The organism is Chryseobacterium sp. WG14, from assembly GCF_024586945.1.
Taxonomy (GTDB): Bacteria; Bacteroidota; Bacteroidia; order Flavobacteriales; family Weeksellaceae; genus Chryseobacterium.
In genome coordinates, this window is sequence record NZ_JALCZD010000005.1 from 85,207 (window position 1) to 103,725 (window position 18,519).

Sequence of the window (18,519 nt, forward strand, 5' to 3'; positions counted from 1 at the left end):
GAAAATTATGACAATACAAAGAGCACATATCAATGCAGAACTATGCGGACGCCCTTCTACAAAGGGGCTATTCGGATATGAATGGACGATATGGAATGAGGCAAAATGTGCTGACTTTGGAAATTATTTACTGTAAACTCGTAAAAATTTAATCAAAATACTGCAAAAACGCCTCGATTTTTCGAGGCGTTTTTTGTTTTTTTGGTCAGAAATTATTTAGAATGAAAAAAAATAACCATAAACATGAAAATTTAATAACTAACAATGAAACTTTAATACGATAAAATAGAGTGATAAGCAACCCGGTGAGAGACAGTCATTTAGGTAATTAATATATCCGCAAAACATTGCGGACAGATATTTCTTATTCTTAATTAATGACTTAATTGTTTGATTTACAGTGGGTTGTATTTGAAATTTATTTGGAGGTTTCAAAAAAACATATTTACTTTGCAACCGAAAATTGAAAGCAACAGGTTTTCAGGATTTCAAAAAATAATTTAAAAACAAACAAAAAATAAAATGAAACAATTACATAGCATATTCAATCTATATTCAAGAGTATTCGGACAAGAGCCGATATCTCCTCTGTGTATTATTGATCGTGGAATTGTGGATAAAAGGTGCTTATATACGTGGGTCAGTGTATGATCTATTACGTTAGAATATATGAAGCACCTCCCGAAAAGAGGTGCTTTTTTTATGGTTTCTTTAGCTTATTTGGTAAAGCGCCGGTCTGTGGAATCGGAGAACAGGGTTCGATCCCCGAAGATACCCAAATTATAAAATCTCATAGCTCAAGTGGTTAGAGCACCGGTCTTTTAAACCGGGAGTTGAAGGTTCAAATCCTTCTGAGATTACCAAACCGGTTCCGTAGCTCAACTGGATAGAGCATGGGTTTTCTAAACCCAGGGTTAGAGGTTCGAGTCCTCTCGGGATCACAAAGATTCACGGAAAATTTCAGCTCCGACTGTCTCTCGGAAAAGAATTTTGAAGTGAATCTGCAAAACTGGAAAGATAACGGTGGTTGTTTACCCGTCTTGGACGTGGGAGGTCGCAAGTTCGAATCTTGCTTTCCAGACAAAAAAGTGAATAAGGTAATGGTAAATGTTGCTGTGTAAGTGAATTGATTATTTACTATTCACGTATTAAAATGATTTCGTAGCTCAAGTGGTTAGAGTGTCGGTCTGATACACCGAAGGTTGAAGGTTCGAGTCCTTCCGGAATTACAAAAGATTTTGTAGCTCAATGGTAGAGCATCGGTTTGTTAAACCGGAAGTTGAAAGTTCGAGTCTTTCCAGAATCGCAGATAATAAAATGTTAATTGTTTCAGAAGAAAAGTAAAAGTTTGTCGAGAGCAGAAGATCTTTACGCCAAACACGAAAATTAGAGACAGACTTTTTCCTTCTCCCACAAACTGATTGCCATTGATAAAAAAAAGAAGAGTTTGTCGAGCGTAGAAGTTCTTATATCAAATAAAAAATAATGACAGGCTCTTGTTTTTAAATATCTAAACGAGATGATAGTGGTAAAAATCAATCCATTACCATTCATCATTTATCATCTGATGGTTCGCCGAAGTGGAAGAGTTGGGGCGGTCTGCAAAACCGTTGCATATGCTGAGTGGGTTTTGAAATGTGAAACATTCGTGAATTCAAATAAAAAAATAAGAATGTTATGAACAATCCCATAGCCATCTCAAATAACTAAAATGAGATTAGTTCAGGAGAAAAAATAAGAGTTTGTCGAGCGTAGAAGTTCTTATATCAAACAAAAAAATAGAGACAAACTTTATTTCCTCCTTTGGAAAATGAAACTCATTGCTGGTTACTCATGAAAATGGAAGTACGCCGAAGTTGGAGAGTCGGGGTAGACTGACATGAGGAATGAATTGAACGATTCCTTAAAAAAATGAAAAGGGCAGAGTTAAAATCTGTCGCTTCATTGCTGAGTAGGTTCGAATCCTACTACTTCCACAACCGCTGATAATGTAATGGCAGCATGCAGGAAATATACTCTTGTTGTTTAGGTTCGATTCCTGATCAGTTGGTTTTATTGCTCTATTCGTCTAATGGTGAGGACGCCTGCCTTTCGAGCAGAAAATAAGGGTTCGATTCCCTTATAGAGTACAAGATATGCATGAACTGGTCAATATTGAATGACAATAATACCATGAAAATTCAAGTTTGAAAATACATTTGACCAGTCATCATGCACATGGAAATTAGGAAAAGAGAAAGGTTTGTCAAGCGCAGTTGATCTTTACAAATACTAACAGGCATAGTTTTTAAATAGACAGAGCTTTCTCAAACCTAAATAAATAATGAATAATCATTGAAAAACAAATCATTACTTATAAAAAGCCGGAAGAGTGGTGTACAAGGTGTGCACGTTAGTCTGAAAAACTAAAGGTACAGGTTCAATTCCTGTCTGTTCCACAAAACATGAATGATAAGTAATGGCATTGCTTATTACTCATAGCCTGATTCATAGTGTAACGGTTGAGCACACAAGATTTTGATTCTTGTAGTTTAGGTTCGAATCCTAATGAATTAACATCATCCACTCCGATATTGTAATGGTAACATTTCAGTCTCCAAAACTGACAGTATAGGCTCGGGTCCGGTTCGGAGTGCAAAAAAAATGAATAGTCAATCCGCATTGCGGTCGGTTTTAAAATTCACTATTGGCTATTTATCAATCAGTAATCATTTATTAATTATCAATAAACATATGTAGAAAAAATGGAAACGCAACAACAAACATGGCAGAATATGAACGGAAAGATTTTCCAACAGTCTATCACACAGCTGGTAGAAGAAGCCATCATTCGCGAATTGGCAAACGGACACCGTCTGAAAGTATGTGTGGGATCAGATTCTCATGTATATGGAGAAGCCATCAATTATGCTACGGCAGTAGTATTTATTCGTGAAGGAAAAGGAGCGTTTACCTTTATTAGAAAAGAAAGAGAGATACAGAGTATCAGTATCAAAGAGAGAATGCTGAATGAAGTCAACAAATCTGTGGAAATTGCCTACACAATTTGCTCTGTATTGGATACCTATGGAGTGGAAATGGAGGTACACGCGGATATTAATACCGATCCTGATTTTAAATCCAATGTAGCATTAAAAGACGCAATGGGATATATTCTGGGGATGGGATATGTATTCAAAGCAAAGCCTTTTGCTTTCGCAAGTTCCAACTGTGCTGATATGATGGTGTAAGCAGATATTATGACCACTGAAGCAGCAGGAAATGGAGGTTATAAAGAATTAAACTATGGAAATGACAAAAAGATTATTATTTCTGGATGATATAAGGTATCCTGTTCAAGCATATCATTATACCAAACAGGATGTTTTTCTCAGAAAAGACTGGCATATCGTTCGGAATTACGAACAGTTTGTCAATAGGATTTTGGAAAAAGGACTTCCGGAAATGATCTCTTTTGACCACGACCTTGCAGATGAAAATTATCTGAAAACAGGTTCGTCTGAATACGCTGAAAAAACAGGATATGAGTGTGCTAAATGGCTGATAGAATTTTGTATGGATAATTCTTTAGACTTACCCAAATTCTACTGCCACTCGATGAATCCTGTAGGAAAGGACAATATTATGAGCCTCTTAAAAAATTTTAAAACTATTAAAAACTAAAAAAATGATTTTCAAAACATATAACGCTATAGAAAATGCTTACCAGGCCCGCGTGATCGAACAGATCAGGATGCAGGGTTTTGGAGATGAGGTTTTCATCGTACAGGAAAAAGTTCACGGTGCCAATTTCTCATTCTTTACCGACGGAAAGGAAATTAAGATCGCGAAGAGAACTGCTTTTATTGAAAAAGATGAAAAATTTTTCAATGCCCATCAGATGTTGGAACGCTACAGGAAAAATGTAATTAAAGTGTTTCAGAAAGTGAAAACTATTGATCCGGATGTTGAAACTATAGTGATCTATGGCGAATTGTTCGGTGGTGGCTACGAACATAAAGATGTAGAACCGGTAAAAGGTGCTGTAAAAGTGCAAAAAGGTATTGAGTATGCCCCTTACAACGAATTTTATGCTTTTGACATCAAGTTAAACGGAGTCACTTATCTGGATACAGAAATGATCAATTCAATTTTTGAGGAAACCGGATTTTTCTATGCTAAAACTTTGTTTCAGGGTACTTTAGAAGAAGCTTTGAGGTTCCCTAATGTTTTCAATTCTAAAATTCCAACCTGGTTAGGGTTACCGGAAATAAACAATATGTGTGAAGGAACTATTGTAAAGACTTTGAAAACGAAATATTTTGGAAACGGTGCAAGAGTCATTCTGAAAAATAAGAATGAAAAATGGATTGAAAAATCTAAAATGGTGAAAAAACGGGCTAAAACTGTTCAAAAACAAATCCATTTTAGTGAAACAGCTCAGAATATTTGGGAAGAAATACAAAGATATGCAACAGTCAACAGGCTGAACAATGTAGTGAGCAAAATTGGGGAATTTGATCCTAAAATAATAGGGAAAGTTATCGGTCTTTTTGCTCAGGATATTTTGGAAGATTTTGAAAAAGATTTTCCGGCAGTTTTCACAACCATTGAAAAAGAAGAGCAGAAAAGAATCAACAAAAAGTTGAATGCATTAGTCATTGATTTTATCAAAGAAGAATTGATGACCGTTAAAGTCTAGTTTCGGTATTTTTTACCGAAGCTTTTTATGTATAAAACCTAAACCACAAAAGAAGGTAAGCACTTAGTTATTTTTTAGTCACGATGAAACGGTTGAGAAGAACACTCATGTTTTGAAAATACATCCAGTTGGTCATTCCGTAGGAGTCTCAACAGCAAATAAAGAAGATCAGATGACTATTTATTGTGAAGTCCTTTGGTGGTTAAACAACAATTTAAAAAAAATTAAACAAGTGAAAACAACAGAAAATATATTAATTGTAGACCTTGAAGCGACGTGTTGGAATGACCGTCCACCAAGAGGTCAGGAAAGTGAGATCATCGAAATCGGGGTTTGTATTATGAATGCAAAGACTGGAAAGATCTCCAAAAATGAAGGTATTTTGGTAAAGCCGCAATACTCCAAAGTAAGCCCCTTTTGTACGGAACTTACAACCCTTACCCAGAACATGCTGGATAACGAAGGAATCATGCTGGAAGATGCATTCGATATCCTGAGAGCAGAGTATGATTCCGAAGAATTGACATGGGCCAGCTATGGAAACTACGACCTGAATATGCTTAAAGATCAGGCACAGAGATTTTATCTGGATTATCCCATGGGAGATGACCACATCAATGTGAAAACCTTATTCGGAGAAATTCATCCTACCATAAGAAAAAGTGTAGGAATGAACAGGGCCTTAGGTGAATTGGGACTTACATTGGAAGGTACCCATCACCGGGGAGTGGATGATGCTAAGAATATTGCAAAGATTCTGCACTGGTGCCTGGAAAATTATTAAAATACAGTCGTCAACCGAACGACATCATTAGTATTGGCTCCCTTGAAAAAGGGAGTTTTTTTATGGGCAATATTGCGAATCGTTTTTTATGATTTAACTTTGATCAAAACTTTTTATTCAGTGGAGGCACTCGTCGAATTACTCGAACATACCAGCAGAAGCGTATTTTTGACAGGCAAAGCAGGAACAGGGAAGACGACTTTCCTCAACGATTTTGTAAAAAAAACGCGTAAAAAGCATATCATCGTGGCCCCAACGGGAATTGCTGCAATAAATGCCGGCGGCGTTACCATTCATTCGTTGTTTGCTATCCCGTCACGAACGTTTGTGCCCACCACAGAACACATTGATCCTAATCTGGCAATGAATATCAATGAGCTTTTTCCACATTTCAAATACAGAAAAGATAAACTGGACCTTTTCCGCGAGATTGAACTGATTGTTATTGATGAAGTATCCATGGTAAGAGCCGATCTGCTGGATATGATGGACCATTCTCTGAGACGGGTCAGAAGAAATCAGCTGCCATTTGGAGGAATACAGCTCCTCTTAATTGGCGACTTATACCAGCTGCCTCCGGTAGTGAGGGATGATGTAGCACAAATCTTATCCCAATTCTATGAAACTCCGTTTTTCTTTTCTGCCAAAGCATTACAGAAAATCTCTTTGGTGACAGTAGAGCTCATGAAAGTTTACCGTCAGCAGGATAAGGAATTTCTCGATATCCTGAACGCGGTCCGGCATGCAGATATCAGCAGCCAAAAACTTGCTCAGCTGAATTCCCGGTATAACCCGGAATTTGAGCCTGAAAATGAAGCCTATATTCATTTGTGTTCACACAATCGTATCGCAGATCATATTAATCAGAAAAAACTGGCTGAGCTAGCTGAGGATTCACACTTGTATAAAGCTACGGTGATTGGTGATTTTAAAGAATCCCAATATCCCAATGAGGAAACTCTGGAGTTAAAAGAAGGAGCCCAGATTATGTTTATAAGGAATGATTCATCACCTGCTAAAAAATTTTATAACGGTAAGCTTGCAGAAATTTCTTATCTGGATGATGAGATTGTGAAAGCTATATTACACGAAACCAAAGAAGAAATAACGCTTACCAGGGAGGTCTGGGAACATAAAAAATACAGTCTTGATGCTGACAAGAATATCAAAACAGAAATAGTGGGTAGTTTTGAACAATATCCCATCCGTCTGGCTTGGGCTGTTACCATTCATAAAAGCCAGGGACTGACATTTGATCGTGTGATCATTGATGCCGGAAGATCTTTTGCCAGCGGTCAGGTGTATGTAGCATTAAGCCGTTGCCGTACACTGGAAGGAATTGTTCTGAAGTCTGAAATTCTGCAGAAAGCTATATTTAAAGATCTCAGGATTGAAGATTTTCAGGAATCTACCAATGCTAACGATATCTTAGAGGAGCTTCTGGAACAGGAAAAATATGACCATAGCCTTCATAAAGTACAGATGACTATAGATGCAGAATGGATAAAATATGCTGTAATAACCTGGACAGGCACTGCATGGTCAGCAGATGTACCAGATCAGAAAAGACTGGAATTGCTGTCAAAAAATTTTATAACGGAAAGCGAAAAGCTTTTTAAAATTTCTGAAAGGTTTAAAAGGGTCATCCGGCAAATGGCCAGAAGCTTTACGGGAGGAAATAGCCAATGGTCCGAAATTGAAGAAAAATGCAAAGGAGCTGTTGATTTTTTTTATAAAAGAGTGGCTGAAGATTTCCTGTTGCCTTTAAAAGAGTTTTACTCTGAAACGATAGGTACCAAAGGCTTAAAAGCTTATAATGAAGAAACTAAAATATTCCTGTCTGATCTTGGAGACTATATTGAAAGGCTGAAAGAATGCTGCTTACTGGATGTTCCTTTATTTTATAAAACAAATGAAATGGATACCTCTGTACTTGTTGTAAAAAAGCCCACCCACCTGATTACATTCCAATTATTTGATGAGGGTATGCCTCCTTTTGAAATTGCTGAAAAAAGAAATCTTACTCTGCCAACAGTATACAGGCATCTGGCAAAAATGGGCTTAACCGAAGTTGAAAGAACTTTTAAAATGTAATGCCTCTGACAAGATTAGTATCCTTTCGGAACTCTGCTTTTTAAATATATGTAAGCCTGTTTTTTAAATCCCCTGTATTATATAAAATCCCCTGCAGTTTAATTTAAAGTTGAAAAAGTAAGATATATGGATCTTTTCTAAACATATATCTTTACTATGGGATTTTAGTGTAATAGTTAAAATATGTGATACTATGGCTTTTATTAACTTAATATTTTGTTAAAAAAATCACTTTTATGGGATAATTTACTGCGTGTCAGGCATTTTTTGTTATTTTAGCTGCCAAGAATGAATTTATGCTTATTGAGGAGGGGTTTAAAGCCATATACTTAAACTATAAAATTAAGGAAATTGTTCCTTTTCTGAAGAAGCTTACACCGAAAGACAAAAAAGAAATTGCCGCTCTTTTAAAGAAATTTATAAACAAAGAATGGGGGCACAATAGTATTTCTGTGTTGGCGGCTTTGGCGTGCTGTAAAACCAAAAATGAATACGAAAATCTAAGCCCTGGATATTATTCTATGCCGGTAGAACTTATTGATGAATTATTTGAATCCTATGTTCCCGAATGGATTGGTGAAAGCTATTTATTTTTAAGAGAAACTGGATATTTAAAAATGCTGGAATGGGGGCAGAAAGGTTATCTTACCGTTGATAATGAAATATGTGCATCCCTGCTTACATCATCTATCTCAGAAGACGAACTAAGCACCTATCCTGTTACCCTGAAGACCCATATCTGGCTTTTATTTGAATATGAATCCTGTATTACGGAACATTATGGCGAAAGAAACTGGAAGGATCTGTTAAAAAATTTTGTTCAAAAAGATAAGATTGACCGCAACAGGGTTTTAAAGTCAAGTCTGAAGGCTATTCACTTTAACTTTTCAAAAGAACATAACACATGGTTTTTGGAGCTTTTCGCTTATCTTGAGCCTACAGACAACGAAATCTTGAAATTACAGGAAGAGCTGTTTCTAATTTTTCATTCTACACAACAGTCATTATTTCCGGGAATACTTAAGGCTTTAAATCCTGTTATTACAGAAAAAGAATTTAAAACAGAAGCATTTTTAGATGCTGTAGAACGCCTGTTAACACTTTCTACAAAGAGTGTTTTAAATGGAGTACTGATGATCTTGGAAAAGATTGCAAAAAGCAATAAAGAGCTCAGAGAAAAAATCTGTATTCTCATGATGCCCGTATTTTTGAATAAAGATAAAACGATACAGACGAGAGGAGCCAAAATTATTGCTAAATATGGTAACCCGGAATCTGATACTATAAAAGAAGAACTGAGAGGGTATAAAGAGAATTTTCTTTCAGATACCCATACATTATTGGGACAGTTTCTGATTAATGAAGAGAAGCCAGCGCTTAAAGAAGAACAGAACTTCGTAAGTGGCTTATGGTATGTACCACAGCCTATAGCCTCTGTAGAAACAGTCGAAGATTTTATATTTTTGGCTTCCCGGGTGTTCAATAACAAAGAAACCTATCACATAGACCAGTTTCTGGCAACTTTGATGAGGTTTAATAATGAACTTGAAGAAGATCATTTTAATCAGCTTGAGCCCGCATTTAAAGCAGCCTATAAATTAAAAGGAACATCAGGGTTACGTCATTTATTAGCTACGTTTTTTATCAATTATGGCTTGCTAAAGCAAAAGAAAACCTCTGATGTTCTGCTGGAAGCCCGTTTAGAGTTTCCCCGATTGGAAAATTGGGGTGAGAAAAGAACTCCTTTAATTCTCAGGGCCTATCAACAGTTTTTTTTAGATATTTTCGAAGGGTTAAAAGAAGGAAAGAAATTTCCGCTTCTTTCAGTTCCGGATCATACCCCTTGTTGGGTTTCTGCTTTTACGCTGATAGATAAAATAAAGATATACCAGGATCAGGATGAACGGCCTATGGCTTTCGACCTGCAAATGGCTGTCCTTAGGGTGAAAAAAGAAAACCTGAAACAGGCTGAACACTATGCAAAAGAGCAGCTCGATGCAGAATATTTTAATTTTCTGAAACCTGTTTTTAACGGGGATTATTTTACAGACAGGTATGAGGATGCCTATCTTGATGGTAATTTTGATTGGAAGCTAAGCCGCAGAAAAGTCTATAAATGGAATAATACGGAGGAAATTCCTCAAGTATTGGTAAGTATTGAAAACCGGAAAGAAATTACGGAGGATTCAACTCTTTTAGATTTTTTATTCAATTCTTATCATGGCGTTTATCATGATGACCTGATTAGTATTGTATATACAGCTCCCTATTTTTCAGGCTCTGTTTTCGCAAAAAAATATAATGAAACTTTGTCCAATGCTGTGTATCAGTATGATATTAAAGGAAATATAGAATTTCTTGATGCATGGATGAAGCTGAATTTACCTTTTCAGCCCATACATTATTTATTTCTATCTGCCGGCTTGCTGAATAAAGATAGAATATTCTCTGGTATGGCTTTTGAGGTACTGATAAATAGGGCGTTTTCAAAGGATTTTGATGCCCGGGAACTGGGAATGTTAATCGGTAAAAATATCAACTTTGAATTGGCTCCGGTTAAAAGACTGACAGATGGACTGGCTGGATGTATCAATTTGAGCTCCAGACATAATCAGCTTTTTGAGAAACTGCTGATTTCCACCCTGGCAGCCATTGAAAAACCTGTTTTTAATCTGAAAAAAATCCTTGAGCTTTATTATGAACTACTAAACCTGAACCAATCTGAAGCGGACGAAGCTATTGCTGAGAAGCTCCAGAATTGGGAAAGAGAAAATAACCTGAAAAAAATTATTCATCAAATTAAAACACATGAAAGAAAGACTTTATGAGATCCTTAACGAGGGAAAAATACATGAGATCGTACCTTTTTTGAAACAGCTTTCTATTGACGAAAGAAAAGCACTTGTACCGACGATAAAAAAAATGGACAGGGAGATCAATAAGATCGTCATGACTAAAAACTCCTACCATACTGCAGGCTCTGCAGACCAGCACTCTATTGTAGATATTGCATCGCTTGCCTGTATGGATCAGAAAAATTTCGGAAAAAATTATTGGAACCTTTTCCGAAATATAGAGCAGACTGAGAAAATACTGGAGTGGGGATGCCCGGACTGGTTTTCAGACTTTATCAATGAGTCTGTAGAGGCAGAATTTACAACATTTAACTATCTGCATGTTTTAGAATGGGCTGAGAAAGGATATATACAGCCTAAACCTGAGCTCCTGGGATATCATTTGTGTAATTATCCCAAAAACCTGGATAAATATCCTGAAACATTGAAAACCCATTTCTGGTATTTGTGTGAATATCCTTCTAAATCATTACCATTTCATAAGGAATGGTTTCCTATCATTCAAAAGCTGGTCGCAGAAAAGAAAATTGACAGGAAAAGATTTTTGAGAGAATGTCTTCTGGCTTCCAACAGAAATTTTAATAAAAATGTTACGGGTTGGTTTATGGATGCATTTACTGCATTAAAACCAACAGATGAAGAGCTTGTAGAGCTTCAGAATGAATTATTGGCAGGGTTAACGTCTGCCCAATCCAAAGCAATCAATACCATATTGGTGCATTTGAAAAAAATTATTCAGAATCCTGAATTTAAAATAGATGAATTTTCCCATTATCTTCCTAATTTATTGAGTTCTGAAGTTAAAACTGTAGTAGCCTCCAGTCTTATCCTAACGGAAAAAATTTTCCAGAGAAGAAGAATTAATCCGGAGATGTTGGGAATGGCTTTAAGCACAGCATTTGTAAGTAAGGATGACGGAATACAGTCTAAGGCATCAAAGATTATTATAAAATATATCCCTGTTTCTGAAAATATAAAAGAATCACTTTCTCATTATTCAGATAATATACTGGCTAATATACGCCCTGTTTTAGCAAAATATATTGAAGATACACCGCACGAGCTGGAGAATATTACGACTGAAAGATTAACATTAATTACCAAAGAAAACAGGGTTGAAGAGCCTCAAAGCTTTGAAGATTTAATGTTCCTTCTTCCTTTGGCAATAGAAAATCCGGAAAGCTATTATTATGATATTGCATTGGCCGGGCTCATCCGTTTTGCTGATGAGGTGGATACAGAATCTGTAATATTAATAGAACCTGTATTTCTGAAAGCTTGTAAAACGATCGCGAAATGGGAGGTCCCTTATTTTAATGTGATCCTCTGTAATCTGGTTATTAATTATGGATTAAGCTTATTGGAAAAATTCCCAGACGAACTGAAAAACCTGGAAAAAATATATGCTAAAACCCGTGAGAATGAAGCTTCAAGAGAAGCCTATTCAAGCTATTATAAAAAAATAGGCCCAATAGAAGGGGTTGGAGTAGGAGGTCTTGCTATGAAAGTGTTCAAGGAAATTGCCATTGATGCTTACCATAAAATCCGGTCAGGTGATACAACTCCGTTGCTGTCTACGGTAACCCATACACCTTGTTGGATTTCTCCGGTGAAGCTGGTGGAAAGATTTGAAATCTACCAAAATAAAAATATTGAGCCTAATCAGCTGGATGTTCAGCTGGCATTACAACGATGTGCATTAGACGATGCTGCGGAAGCAGTGCCGTTGGTTGAGAAAAATTTGAAAGGAGAATATAAAGATCTCCTGTTGTTCTTGTTTGGAAAATATAAAACTCCAAAAGGGAAATTTGAACATCCTGCCTGGTGGATGACTGCCGGAATCACACGGTCTCAGGATATTACTTTTGAGGAATTTAAAAATTTCGGATATGAAAATATCCCTAAGGAGTTTTTTTCCGGAATGTATGAATGGAAAACAATAGACAGTAATAAGAATTCATATTATCCTGTTGAATTGAACATCAGCATTCCCAAATACCGCTTTGAAAAGAAAAAAGATCAGCTCCTTATGGAGTATTTCATTGCGGAACAAAAGGATTTTTCTGAAATCCCTGCTTTTATGTGGAGTTTCCCAAATGCCCAGGCCAATATTCTTGCCAGAGTTATTAAAATATGCCTGTTCTATTCAGGATTGGCAGAAGTGTATGAAAGAAATCTGGTTCTGAATACTGCCAAAGCCCTTTATCAGATCAAAAAACCTTTGGACGAAATGGGATATCTCTTTCTGGGAACTATTTTCCTCGATGGCGATAAAACAATCAGAGGTATTGCTGCCGAAATATGGCTGGAACATGTTTCCCATCAAATGATCAATAATGCACGGTTAGGAAAAGTAATCGGCCTGCATGAAAAACTGGAATGGGCGCCTGTTAAAAGGCTTACTGATCTTATGCAGCACCATATGCTGAATGTCAGTAAAAATCACAATCACGCATTAGAAGAATTAATATCAAATATATTACTTCAAATGGAAGAACCTGTCACTAATTTGAAAAAATTATTGGAGGTTTACCATGAAGTCATAGCTTTAAACCAGTCGGAAGCTAATAAAGAGGTACAACAAAAACTAAACGACTGGAAAGAAAACTCAAGCCTGAAAAAAATCTGCAATCTTCTTCTTAAAAAATAAATTTATGGAAGATACGCTTATTTACAACTATTCCAGATCATCATCTTTGGTAAAAAAGGGAGCGCTGGAAGAACTGTTTCTTGCAAAATATAGCGAGATTCAGAAGAATACTGATGCCCCCTGTTTTTTCTGGGGTAATGTGAGACAGCCATTTATCCTGGCCCGATGTCTGATTAGTCTTTCCAATATTGTAAAGTCCAGCTTTAATCTTTCCCCATTTCAAATGGAATTACTTAAAGATCCTATTGTGACTGCCGGGAATGAAAGATTACGTTTTGAAGGATTTTCACACTGTGCCGGAGTGTATGCACGTATAGATGTTCTGCCTGAGGGATTGGATGGAGAGTTTCTGGAAAGTGGTACTACAAATGTGGATTTTAATCAGCCTATGATTAATGCGTTAGGAAGCATTCGTCCTAATGAAAGTATTGTACTTTCTGTAGGTGAAAAAGAAGTTGGCCTCTATAAAGAAGAGACAAAAGTAGTGGAAAGGAAAGTTCCGCTGCCTTTAAAATGGATCAATGGATTGGGAACCGTTCAGGTTTATTTATCCAAATCAGAAAGGCTGCATACATTCAATAAAATTCAGACACAGCAGCTGTTTAGAGGAATGCCGAAAGGAATAGTGAAATCAGACTACTATCTTATCGTAAGAGGAAATAAACCCATGTTTTCTCCTGTGAAATCTATGGACGCTGTTTGTGTGGGAGGTATTCACAGGCTTCGGCTGCTTGAGCCTCTTCTTCCTTATATAGATCATATGAAGGTTTTTGCCCACCCCAATATGCAGTCTACCACATGGCAGCTTTATATGGGGAATATAAAATTCAGTTTTTCGTTATCAAGAGAAAGCTGGCGTGGGTTTTCCGGAGAAGGAGCTGTATTAGAGAATTTAATTAATGATGTTGCTGATGAATGGATAGATGCATTGGATAAATATGCTTATGCCAATCAATCCTTTAATACAACAGTTCTGGCACTGGAAGAAAATGTCAGCCTGAAAAAGGTTGCTGATCTTACAGGCAGGCTGGCCGCAATGGGAATGCTGGGCTATGATCTGGATGATAATGGATTTTTTTACCGGAAATTGCCATTTAAACTGAGCCGTATTGCAGGACTAAATCCCCGTCTGAAAAATGCTGAAAAGCTCATTGAAGAAAGGAAAGTTGAAATCTTACATCATACTCAAGAAAGAACTGAGGCCAGAGTGGAAGGAACGGGTGTTCATCACACGGTCATTATTGAAGATAAAAAAGAACGCTGTACCTGTGAATGGTTCAGTAAATACCAAGGGGAGAGAGGTCCCTGTAAACATGTTCTGGCAGTGAAAAAGATGGTGAATCAGGTCGATTAAGATTTACTATATAGTTCCGGCAAGCCCTTTGGGCTTGCCGGAGTCCGTTAGAAGAGCTGCCAGAAAATCATTAGTATATTTATATAAAGGATTTCAGGATTTATACCGGATTTATTGAAGATTCATCCATTCTTCATAGGTAAGTACTCCCAGCTCTGGCTTTCCTTCACCTTCCAGAATTGAAATAAACTCAAGCTGGTTGCCATCCGGATCATTAAAATAAATAGCCAGTGCCGGCATCCATGCAAAAACCATTGGCTGAACGGTGCCGTTCTTTAAAAAATTATAGGGTTGTAAATCTTTGTTTTCTAAAAATTCCACAGAATAATTCAGGATATCTTCTTTATCGCCCGTAAATGCAAAATGTCTGGTTTGAAGGTTCTCTTTTTGTTCCCATAATCCCAACATGAACTTCTTTTCCTCTCCAATCCACAAAAAAGCGATAGGTCTTGTCTCATCTCTGTGCGCTAATTGTAATCCTAATATTGTTGTATAAAATTCTACTGCGTTTTCCAAATTACTTACCTGAACATGCGTTTCATATAATCCTGTAATCATAGTTCCCATTTTTAATCATCACAAAGCTATACAACGGATATTTAAAAAGCCGGTATCTGTGATTTCTTAATTTGAAATGAATGATAGAAGGTTTTTATAATGTATAATGTATAATGTATAATGTATAATGTATAATGTATAATGTATAATGTATAATGTATAATGTATAATGTATAATGTATAATGTATAATGTGATCATTAAACACTATTTTCTGCATCAATAGGAACGGACTTTAGTCCGTTCACTTTATAAATCAGCCAATCTGGCTTTAGCCAAAACCTAAAAATAAAATTTTTTCAAAAAAAAACATCTACGCAAAATGACAGCGTAATACTACGATTACTTTGCATCAGAAATCAGAGAGGAAGATATAGATTCCCAAATGTTTAACAAAAAAACAGTAATCATGAAATTTAATTTTTTAAGAAAAGAGACTAAAGTAGTCATGAACTACGAAGGTGAAAAAGCATATATGATGACACCTGCTGAAGAATTATATAGTGCTGTTGTTACAACAGGACTGTCCAATACAACCTATGAGAAAGGAAATGACAGGTTGGAAAGAATCCAATCTCTGATTAAAAAAAATGATCCGGAATTCGTAGCGAAATTAGCGGTCTATGCAAGAAGAGATATGTACCTGCGTTCCATACCATTGGTTTTGACGACTGAGCTGGCAAAGCAGACTTCAGGTACGGATTTAGTAAGCCGGACAGTAGAGGGCATTGTTCAAAGAGCGGATGAAATCACAGAACTGTTGGCTTACTACCAACTTGCGAATGAAAGAACAGAAACAAAAAAACTGAATAAATTATCAAAACAGATTCAGAAAGGGTTGGCAAACTCATTCAACAAATTTGATGAGTATCAGTTTGCAAAATACAATAGAAAAGCTGAGATCACACTGAAAGACGCGTTGTTCCTGGTTCACCCAAAAGCTAAAGATGAAAATCAACAGGCTGTTTTCAATAAGATTGTAAATGGTACTCTGGAAACTCCTTATACTTGGGAAGCTGAACTTTCTGTCTTAGGTCAGAAGAAATTCATTAATGACGAAGAAAGAAAAGTGGCCTTCAAAAACAAATGGGAAGAATTGATCTTCAGTAATAAGCTGGGCTATATGGCAACCTTGCGAAATCTGAGAAATGTTTTAGAAGCAGAAGTATCATCCGCAGCAATGGATAAAGTATGCCGCTACCTGGCCGATGAAAAAGCGGTTCAAAACTCAAAACAGCTCCCATTCAGATTCCTGGCAGCTTATAGAGAATTAAAAAGGACCGGTTCTCCATACCTGTCCTCTCTTTTGGAAGCACTTGAAAATGCAGTAATGATAAGTGCAAAGAATATTAAAGGCTTTGGCTTTGATACTTCGGTGGTCATTGCAGCGGATGTTTCAGGTTCAATGCAGAAACCGGTGTCTAATAAAAGTAAAGTTTTATTGTATGATATTGGGTTGCTGATGTCTATGATCTTACAGTCTCAGTATAACAATGTGGTAACAGGTATATTCGGTGACCGTTGGATGCGTGTTCCGATGCCAAAGAACAGCATTTTAAGAAATGTTGACGAATTCTATAAGCGTGAAGGAGAAGTAGGTTATTCTACGAATGGTTACCTGGTCATTGAAGATCTGATCAAAAGAAATGAAAAAGTGGATAAAATAATGCTGTTCACCGATACCCAAATGTGGGACAGCAGAGGTCTTAAAAACTCTTTTGAAGACTCTTGGAACAGGTACAAAGCTATGGCTCCCAATGCGAAACTGTATATTTTTGATTTGGCAGGTTATGGCAGACAGCCTCTGGATGTCAGAAAAAATGATGTATATCTTATTGTAGGTTGGTCAGACAAAATTTTCGATGTGCTGAATGCTTTGGAAGACAAAAAATATGCAGTAGAAATGATAAAAAAGGTAGTGCTGTAAAAGGCACTGCTTTAAATAAAAGATAATAAAAAATAAAAAACAACTGCGTAAAAAGAATGCGCAGAAGCTGCATAAATTTGTAACAAGAAATTAATAACCATGAAATTATTATAAAAAATAGTAAAGGAGCAAGTGCCGTAAAGCAGAGTTACTTCGTTGGGGTAACAAAGGTACAGGTTCAAGCCCTGTTCTGTGGAAGCAGATGGTGTAAAGATAGCACTTTGTTAATACATCTCTGTTTGAATCATTGCCTTGCTCAAATTATATCAAGTGTCGTTTTAGGATCATACTTCGGATTTTAATCATCGGATCGCAGGTTCGAATCCTGCCTTCTCCCCCGAAAAGGAGAGGTAGCTCAGAAGGTAGAGCAAATGCACGACAGATCCTAAGAATATTACCTTGATTATTCTCAAAAAAGAACAATGACTATAAAAAATGTATACTCAAGTCAAGTGTCGTTTTGGAATCGGGACACGGGTTCAAATCCCGTCTCTTTCACAAAAATTACGATGTGTAGTAGGAAGAGTAGCTCAGAGTTAGAGCACGACATCACTTTTTGCTTATTGCCTTGTTTTTATAAAAAGAAAAGCTGGAAGCTGTGAGGCCCCTTTGTATCATAATTTTCTACAATGTCCGTCTTTGCACTTCCAGCCTTATTGTAATAATGATTATATAAGTGTCGTTAGGAAAAATTTCATCGTTACGCAATTATGGGAGGAATAGCGAAATCGGTAACTCCGGTAAGGCTATCCGGTTCGATTCCGGCTAACGTACAGCCCGCTTTTTCCTTATCATTACCTTATAAAAATGCCGGTAGATTATTTACCGGCATTTTTCATTGTATTTTCGAGATCTTCCTCAAACATCATTCTCCATTTTGAGAGCGTGGTTCTGCTTATTTTATATTTTTTAGACATATAGCTGGTAGAATACCCGTGCTTCTTTTGATACTGAAGAAGCTTTAGCATTGTCTTTTTATCGTATGTTTTTAGCTTTTGGTTTTCTCTGGACTGTTGAAATAATTTTTCATTGAACTTCAGAACATCTTCAGACGTGTTAAGTTTTTCAAGAAGTTCTTTGATTTTAGGATCTTGTAACTTCTCAGGATGTTCCAGTTTAAGCATGTCATGGTAAATCTTTTTGTAATTCGGGCGCATTCTGTATCTGTTTATCCGTTAGTAGTATCAACCTTTTGAAGCCATCGGTGAAGTGTGCTTTTAGGAATGGAATATTCTTTAATAACATCAGTTGGGGTCATTTCTCCGGAAAGAATTCTTTTCATGATAAATTCTTTAATCTCCTGAGTATAAATATTTTTTCTGAAATAAGGAATTTTATCAGATTTCTGCTGGTTTTTATTTACTGCTGAAGGAGGAGCATATAATATTAAATGAGAACTGTACAGTCTGAAAAAATCATACTCTAATAGTTTGCTCCATCGTAGAAGAATATCTGCCTCCAGTGATTTTTTTTCGTACATCTTTTCAACAGACTCTTCATCCTTTCCCAAAAACTTGCATATTCTCTCAATAGGTATTTCATTTTCATCAACTCTCTCTTTAATAAACTTTCCTATATGGATCTCTTTATATAACATTTTTATTGAATATTATCTTG

Annotated in this window: 13 protein-coding genes and 9 tRNA genes; 19 read left to right on the plus strand and 3 right to left on the minus strand. The window is 36.4% G+C overall.

Annotated features, from left to right (window positions below):
- Window positions 1-7: 7 nt before the first annotated feature.
- The 18 genes from MP478_RS10365 to MP478_RS10450 all read left to right on the plus strand — a co-directional run bounded on the left by MP478_RS10365 (window position 8) and on the right by MP478_RS10450 (window position 14,418).
- Window positions 8-136 (plus strand): penicillin-binding protein, encoded by a 129-nt coding sequence (locus tag MP478_RS10365; RefSeq protein WP_167449355.1) that lies wholly within the window; start codon window positions 8-10, stop codon window positions 134-136.
- A gap of 568 nt (window positions 137-704) precedes the next feature.
- Window positions 705-777, plus strand: a tRNA-His gene (locus MP478_RS10370).
- A 9-nt stretch (window positions 778-786) separates the two neighbouring features.
- Window positions 787-863: transfer RNA gene (locus MP478_RS10375), tRNA-Lys, on the plus strand.
- A 4-nt stretch (window positions 864-867) separates the two neighbouring features.
- A tRNA-Arg gene (locus MP478_RS10380) sits at window positions 868-941 on the plus strand.
- 68 nt (window positions 942-1,009) lie between these two features.
- Window positions 1,010-1,081: transfer RNA gene (locus tag MP478_RS10385), tRNA-Pro, on the plus strand.
- Between the two features lie 74 nt (window positions 1,082-1,155).
- Window positions 1,156-1,229 (plus strand) — tRNA-Ile (locus tag MP478_RS10390).
- 5 nt (window positions 1,230-1,234) lie between these two features.
- Window positions 1,235-1,306, plus strand: a tRNA-Asn gene (locus MP478_RS10395).
- Window positions 1,307-2,057: 751 nt separating this feature from the next.
- A tRNA-Glu gene (locus MP478_RS10400) sits at window positions 2,058-2,129 on the plus strand.
- Between the two features lie 236 nt (window positions 2,130-2,365).
- Window positions 2,366-2,438, plus strand: a tRNA-Phe gene (locus MP478_RS10405).
- Between the two features lie 45 nt (window positions 2,439-2,483).
- Window positions 2,484-2,556 (plus strand) — tRNA-Gln (locus MP478_RS10410).
- Between the two features lie 188 nt (window positions 2,557-2,744).
- Window positions 2,745-3,230: a ribonuclease H-like YkuK family protein gene (locus tag MP478_RS10415; RefSeq protein WP_257191562.1), complete on the plus strand. Its 486-nt coding sequence runs from the start codon at window positions 2,745-2,747 to the stop codon at window positions 3,228-3,230.
- 61 nt (window positions 3,231-3,291) lie between these two features.
- Window positions 3,292-3,663 (plus strand): cyclic-phosphate processing receiver domain-containing protein, encoded by a 372-nt coding sequence (locus MP478_RS10420; protein ID WP_373567439.1) that lies wholly within the window; start codon window positions 3,292-3,294, stop codon window positions 3,661-3,663.
- A 4-nt stretch (window positions 3,664-3,667) separates the two neighbouring features.
- Complete coding sequence (locus tag MP478_RS10425) at window positions 3,668-4,681, plus strand: RNA ligase, Rnl2 family (RefSeq protein WP_257200427.1); 1,014 nt, start codon at window positions 3,668-3,670, stop codon at window positions 4,679-4,681.
- A gap of 232 nt (window positions 4,682-4,913) precedes the next feature.
- Window positions 4,914-5,465, plus strand: coding sequence for a 3'-5' exonuclease (locus MP478_RS10430; RefSeq protein ID WP_257200428.1), 552 nt, complete (start codon window positions 4,914-4,916; stop codon window positions 5,463-5,465).
- 120 nt (window positions 5,466-5,585) lie between these two features.
- Window positions 5,586-7,559 (plus strand): AAA family ATPase, encoded by a 1,974-nt coding sequence (locus MP478_RS10435; protein WP_257200429.1) that lies wholly within the window; start codon window positions 5,586-5,588, stop codon window positions 7,557-7,559.
- Between the two features lie 296 nt (window positions 7,560-7,855).
- The gene (locus tag MP478_RS10440; RefSeq protein WP_257200430.1) at window positions 7,856-10,387 is read left to right on the plus strand and encodes a DUF6493 family protein; all 2,532 of its coding nucleotides are present in this window, start codon (window positions 7,856-7,858) and stop codon (window positions 10,385-10,387) included.
- Window positions 10,368-13,064: a DUF6493 family protein gene (locus MP478_RS10445; protein WP_257200431.1), complete on the plus strand. Its 2,697-nt coding sequence runs from the start codon at window positions 10,368-10,370 to the stop codon at window positions 13,062-13,064. The genes MP478_RS10440 and MP478_RS10445 overlap by 20 nt, the downstream gene beginning before the upstream one ends.
- Window positions 13,065-13,068: 4 nt before the next feature.
- Window positions 13,069-14,418 (plus strand): SWIM zinc finger family protein, encoded by a 1,350-nt coding sequence (locus MP478_RS10450; RefSeq protein WP_257200432.1) that lies wholly within the window; start codon window positions 13,069-13,071, stop codon window positions 14,416-14,418.
- Window positions 14,419-14,529: 111 nt separating this feature from the next.
- Here MP478_RS10450 and MP478_RS10455 read toward each other — a convergent pair whose 3' ends face one another.
- On the minus strand, window positions 14,530-14,976 hold the full coding sequence (locus MP478_RS10455; protein WP_230039255.1) for a VOC family protein: 447 nt from the start codon (window positions 14,974-14,976) through the stop codon (window positions 14,530-14,532).
- 408 nt (window positions 14,977-15,384) lie between these two features.
- Here MP478_RS10455 and MP478_RS10460 point away from each other — a divergent pair, with 408 nt between their 5' ends.
- Complete coding sequence (locus MP478_RS10460) at window positions 15,385-16,902, plus strand: TROVE domain-containing protein (protein WP_257200433.1); 1,518 nt, start codon at window positions 15,385-15,387, stop codon at window positions 16,900-16,902.
- Window positions 16,903-17,720: 818 nt separating this feature from the next.
- On the opposite strand, the gene MP478_RS10465 is transcribed toward MP478_RS10460, so the two are convergent.
- Both MP478_RS10465 and MP478_RS10470 read right to left on the minus strand, forming a co-directional pair.
- Window positions 17,721-18,059 carry a helix-turn-helix domain-containing protein gene (locus tag MP478_RS10465; protein WP_230038585.1) on the minus strand — a complete coding sequence of 113 codons (339 nt, stop codon included), beginning with the start codon at window positions 18,057-18,059 and terminating at the stop codon, window positions 17,721-17,723.
- 11 nt (window positions 18,060-18,070) lie between these two features.
- Entirely contained in the window at window positions 18,071-18,499 is a 429-nt protein-coding gene (locus MP478_RS10470; protein ID WP_230038587.1) for a transposase, read from the minus strand.
- Between the last annotated feature and the right edge of the window lie 20 nt (window positions 18,500-18,519).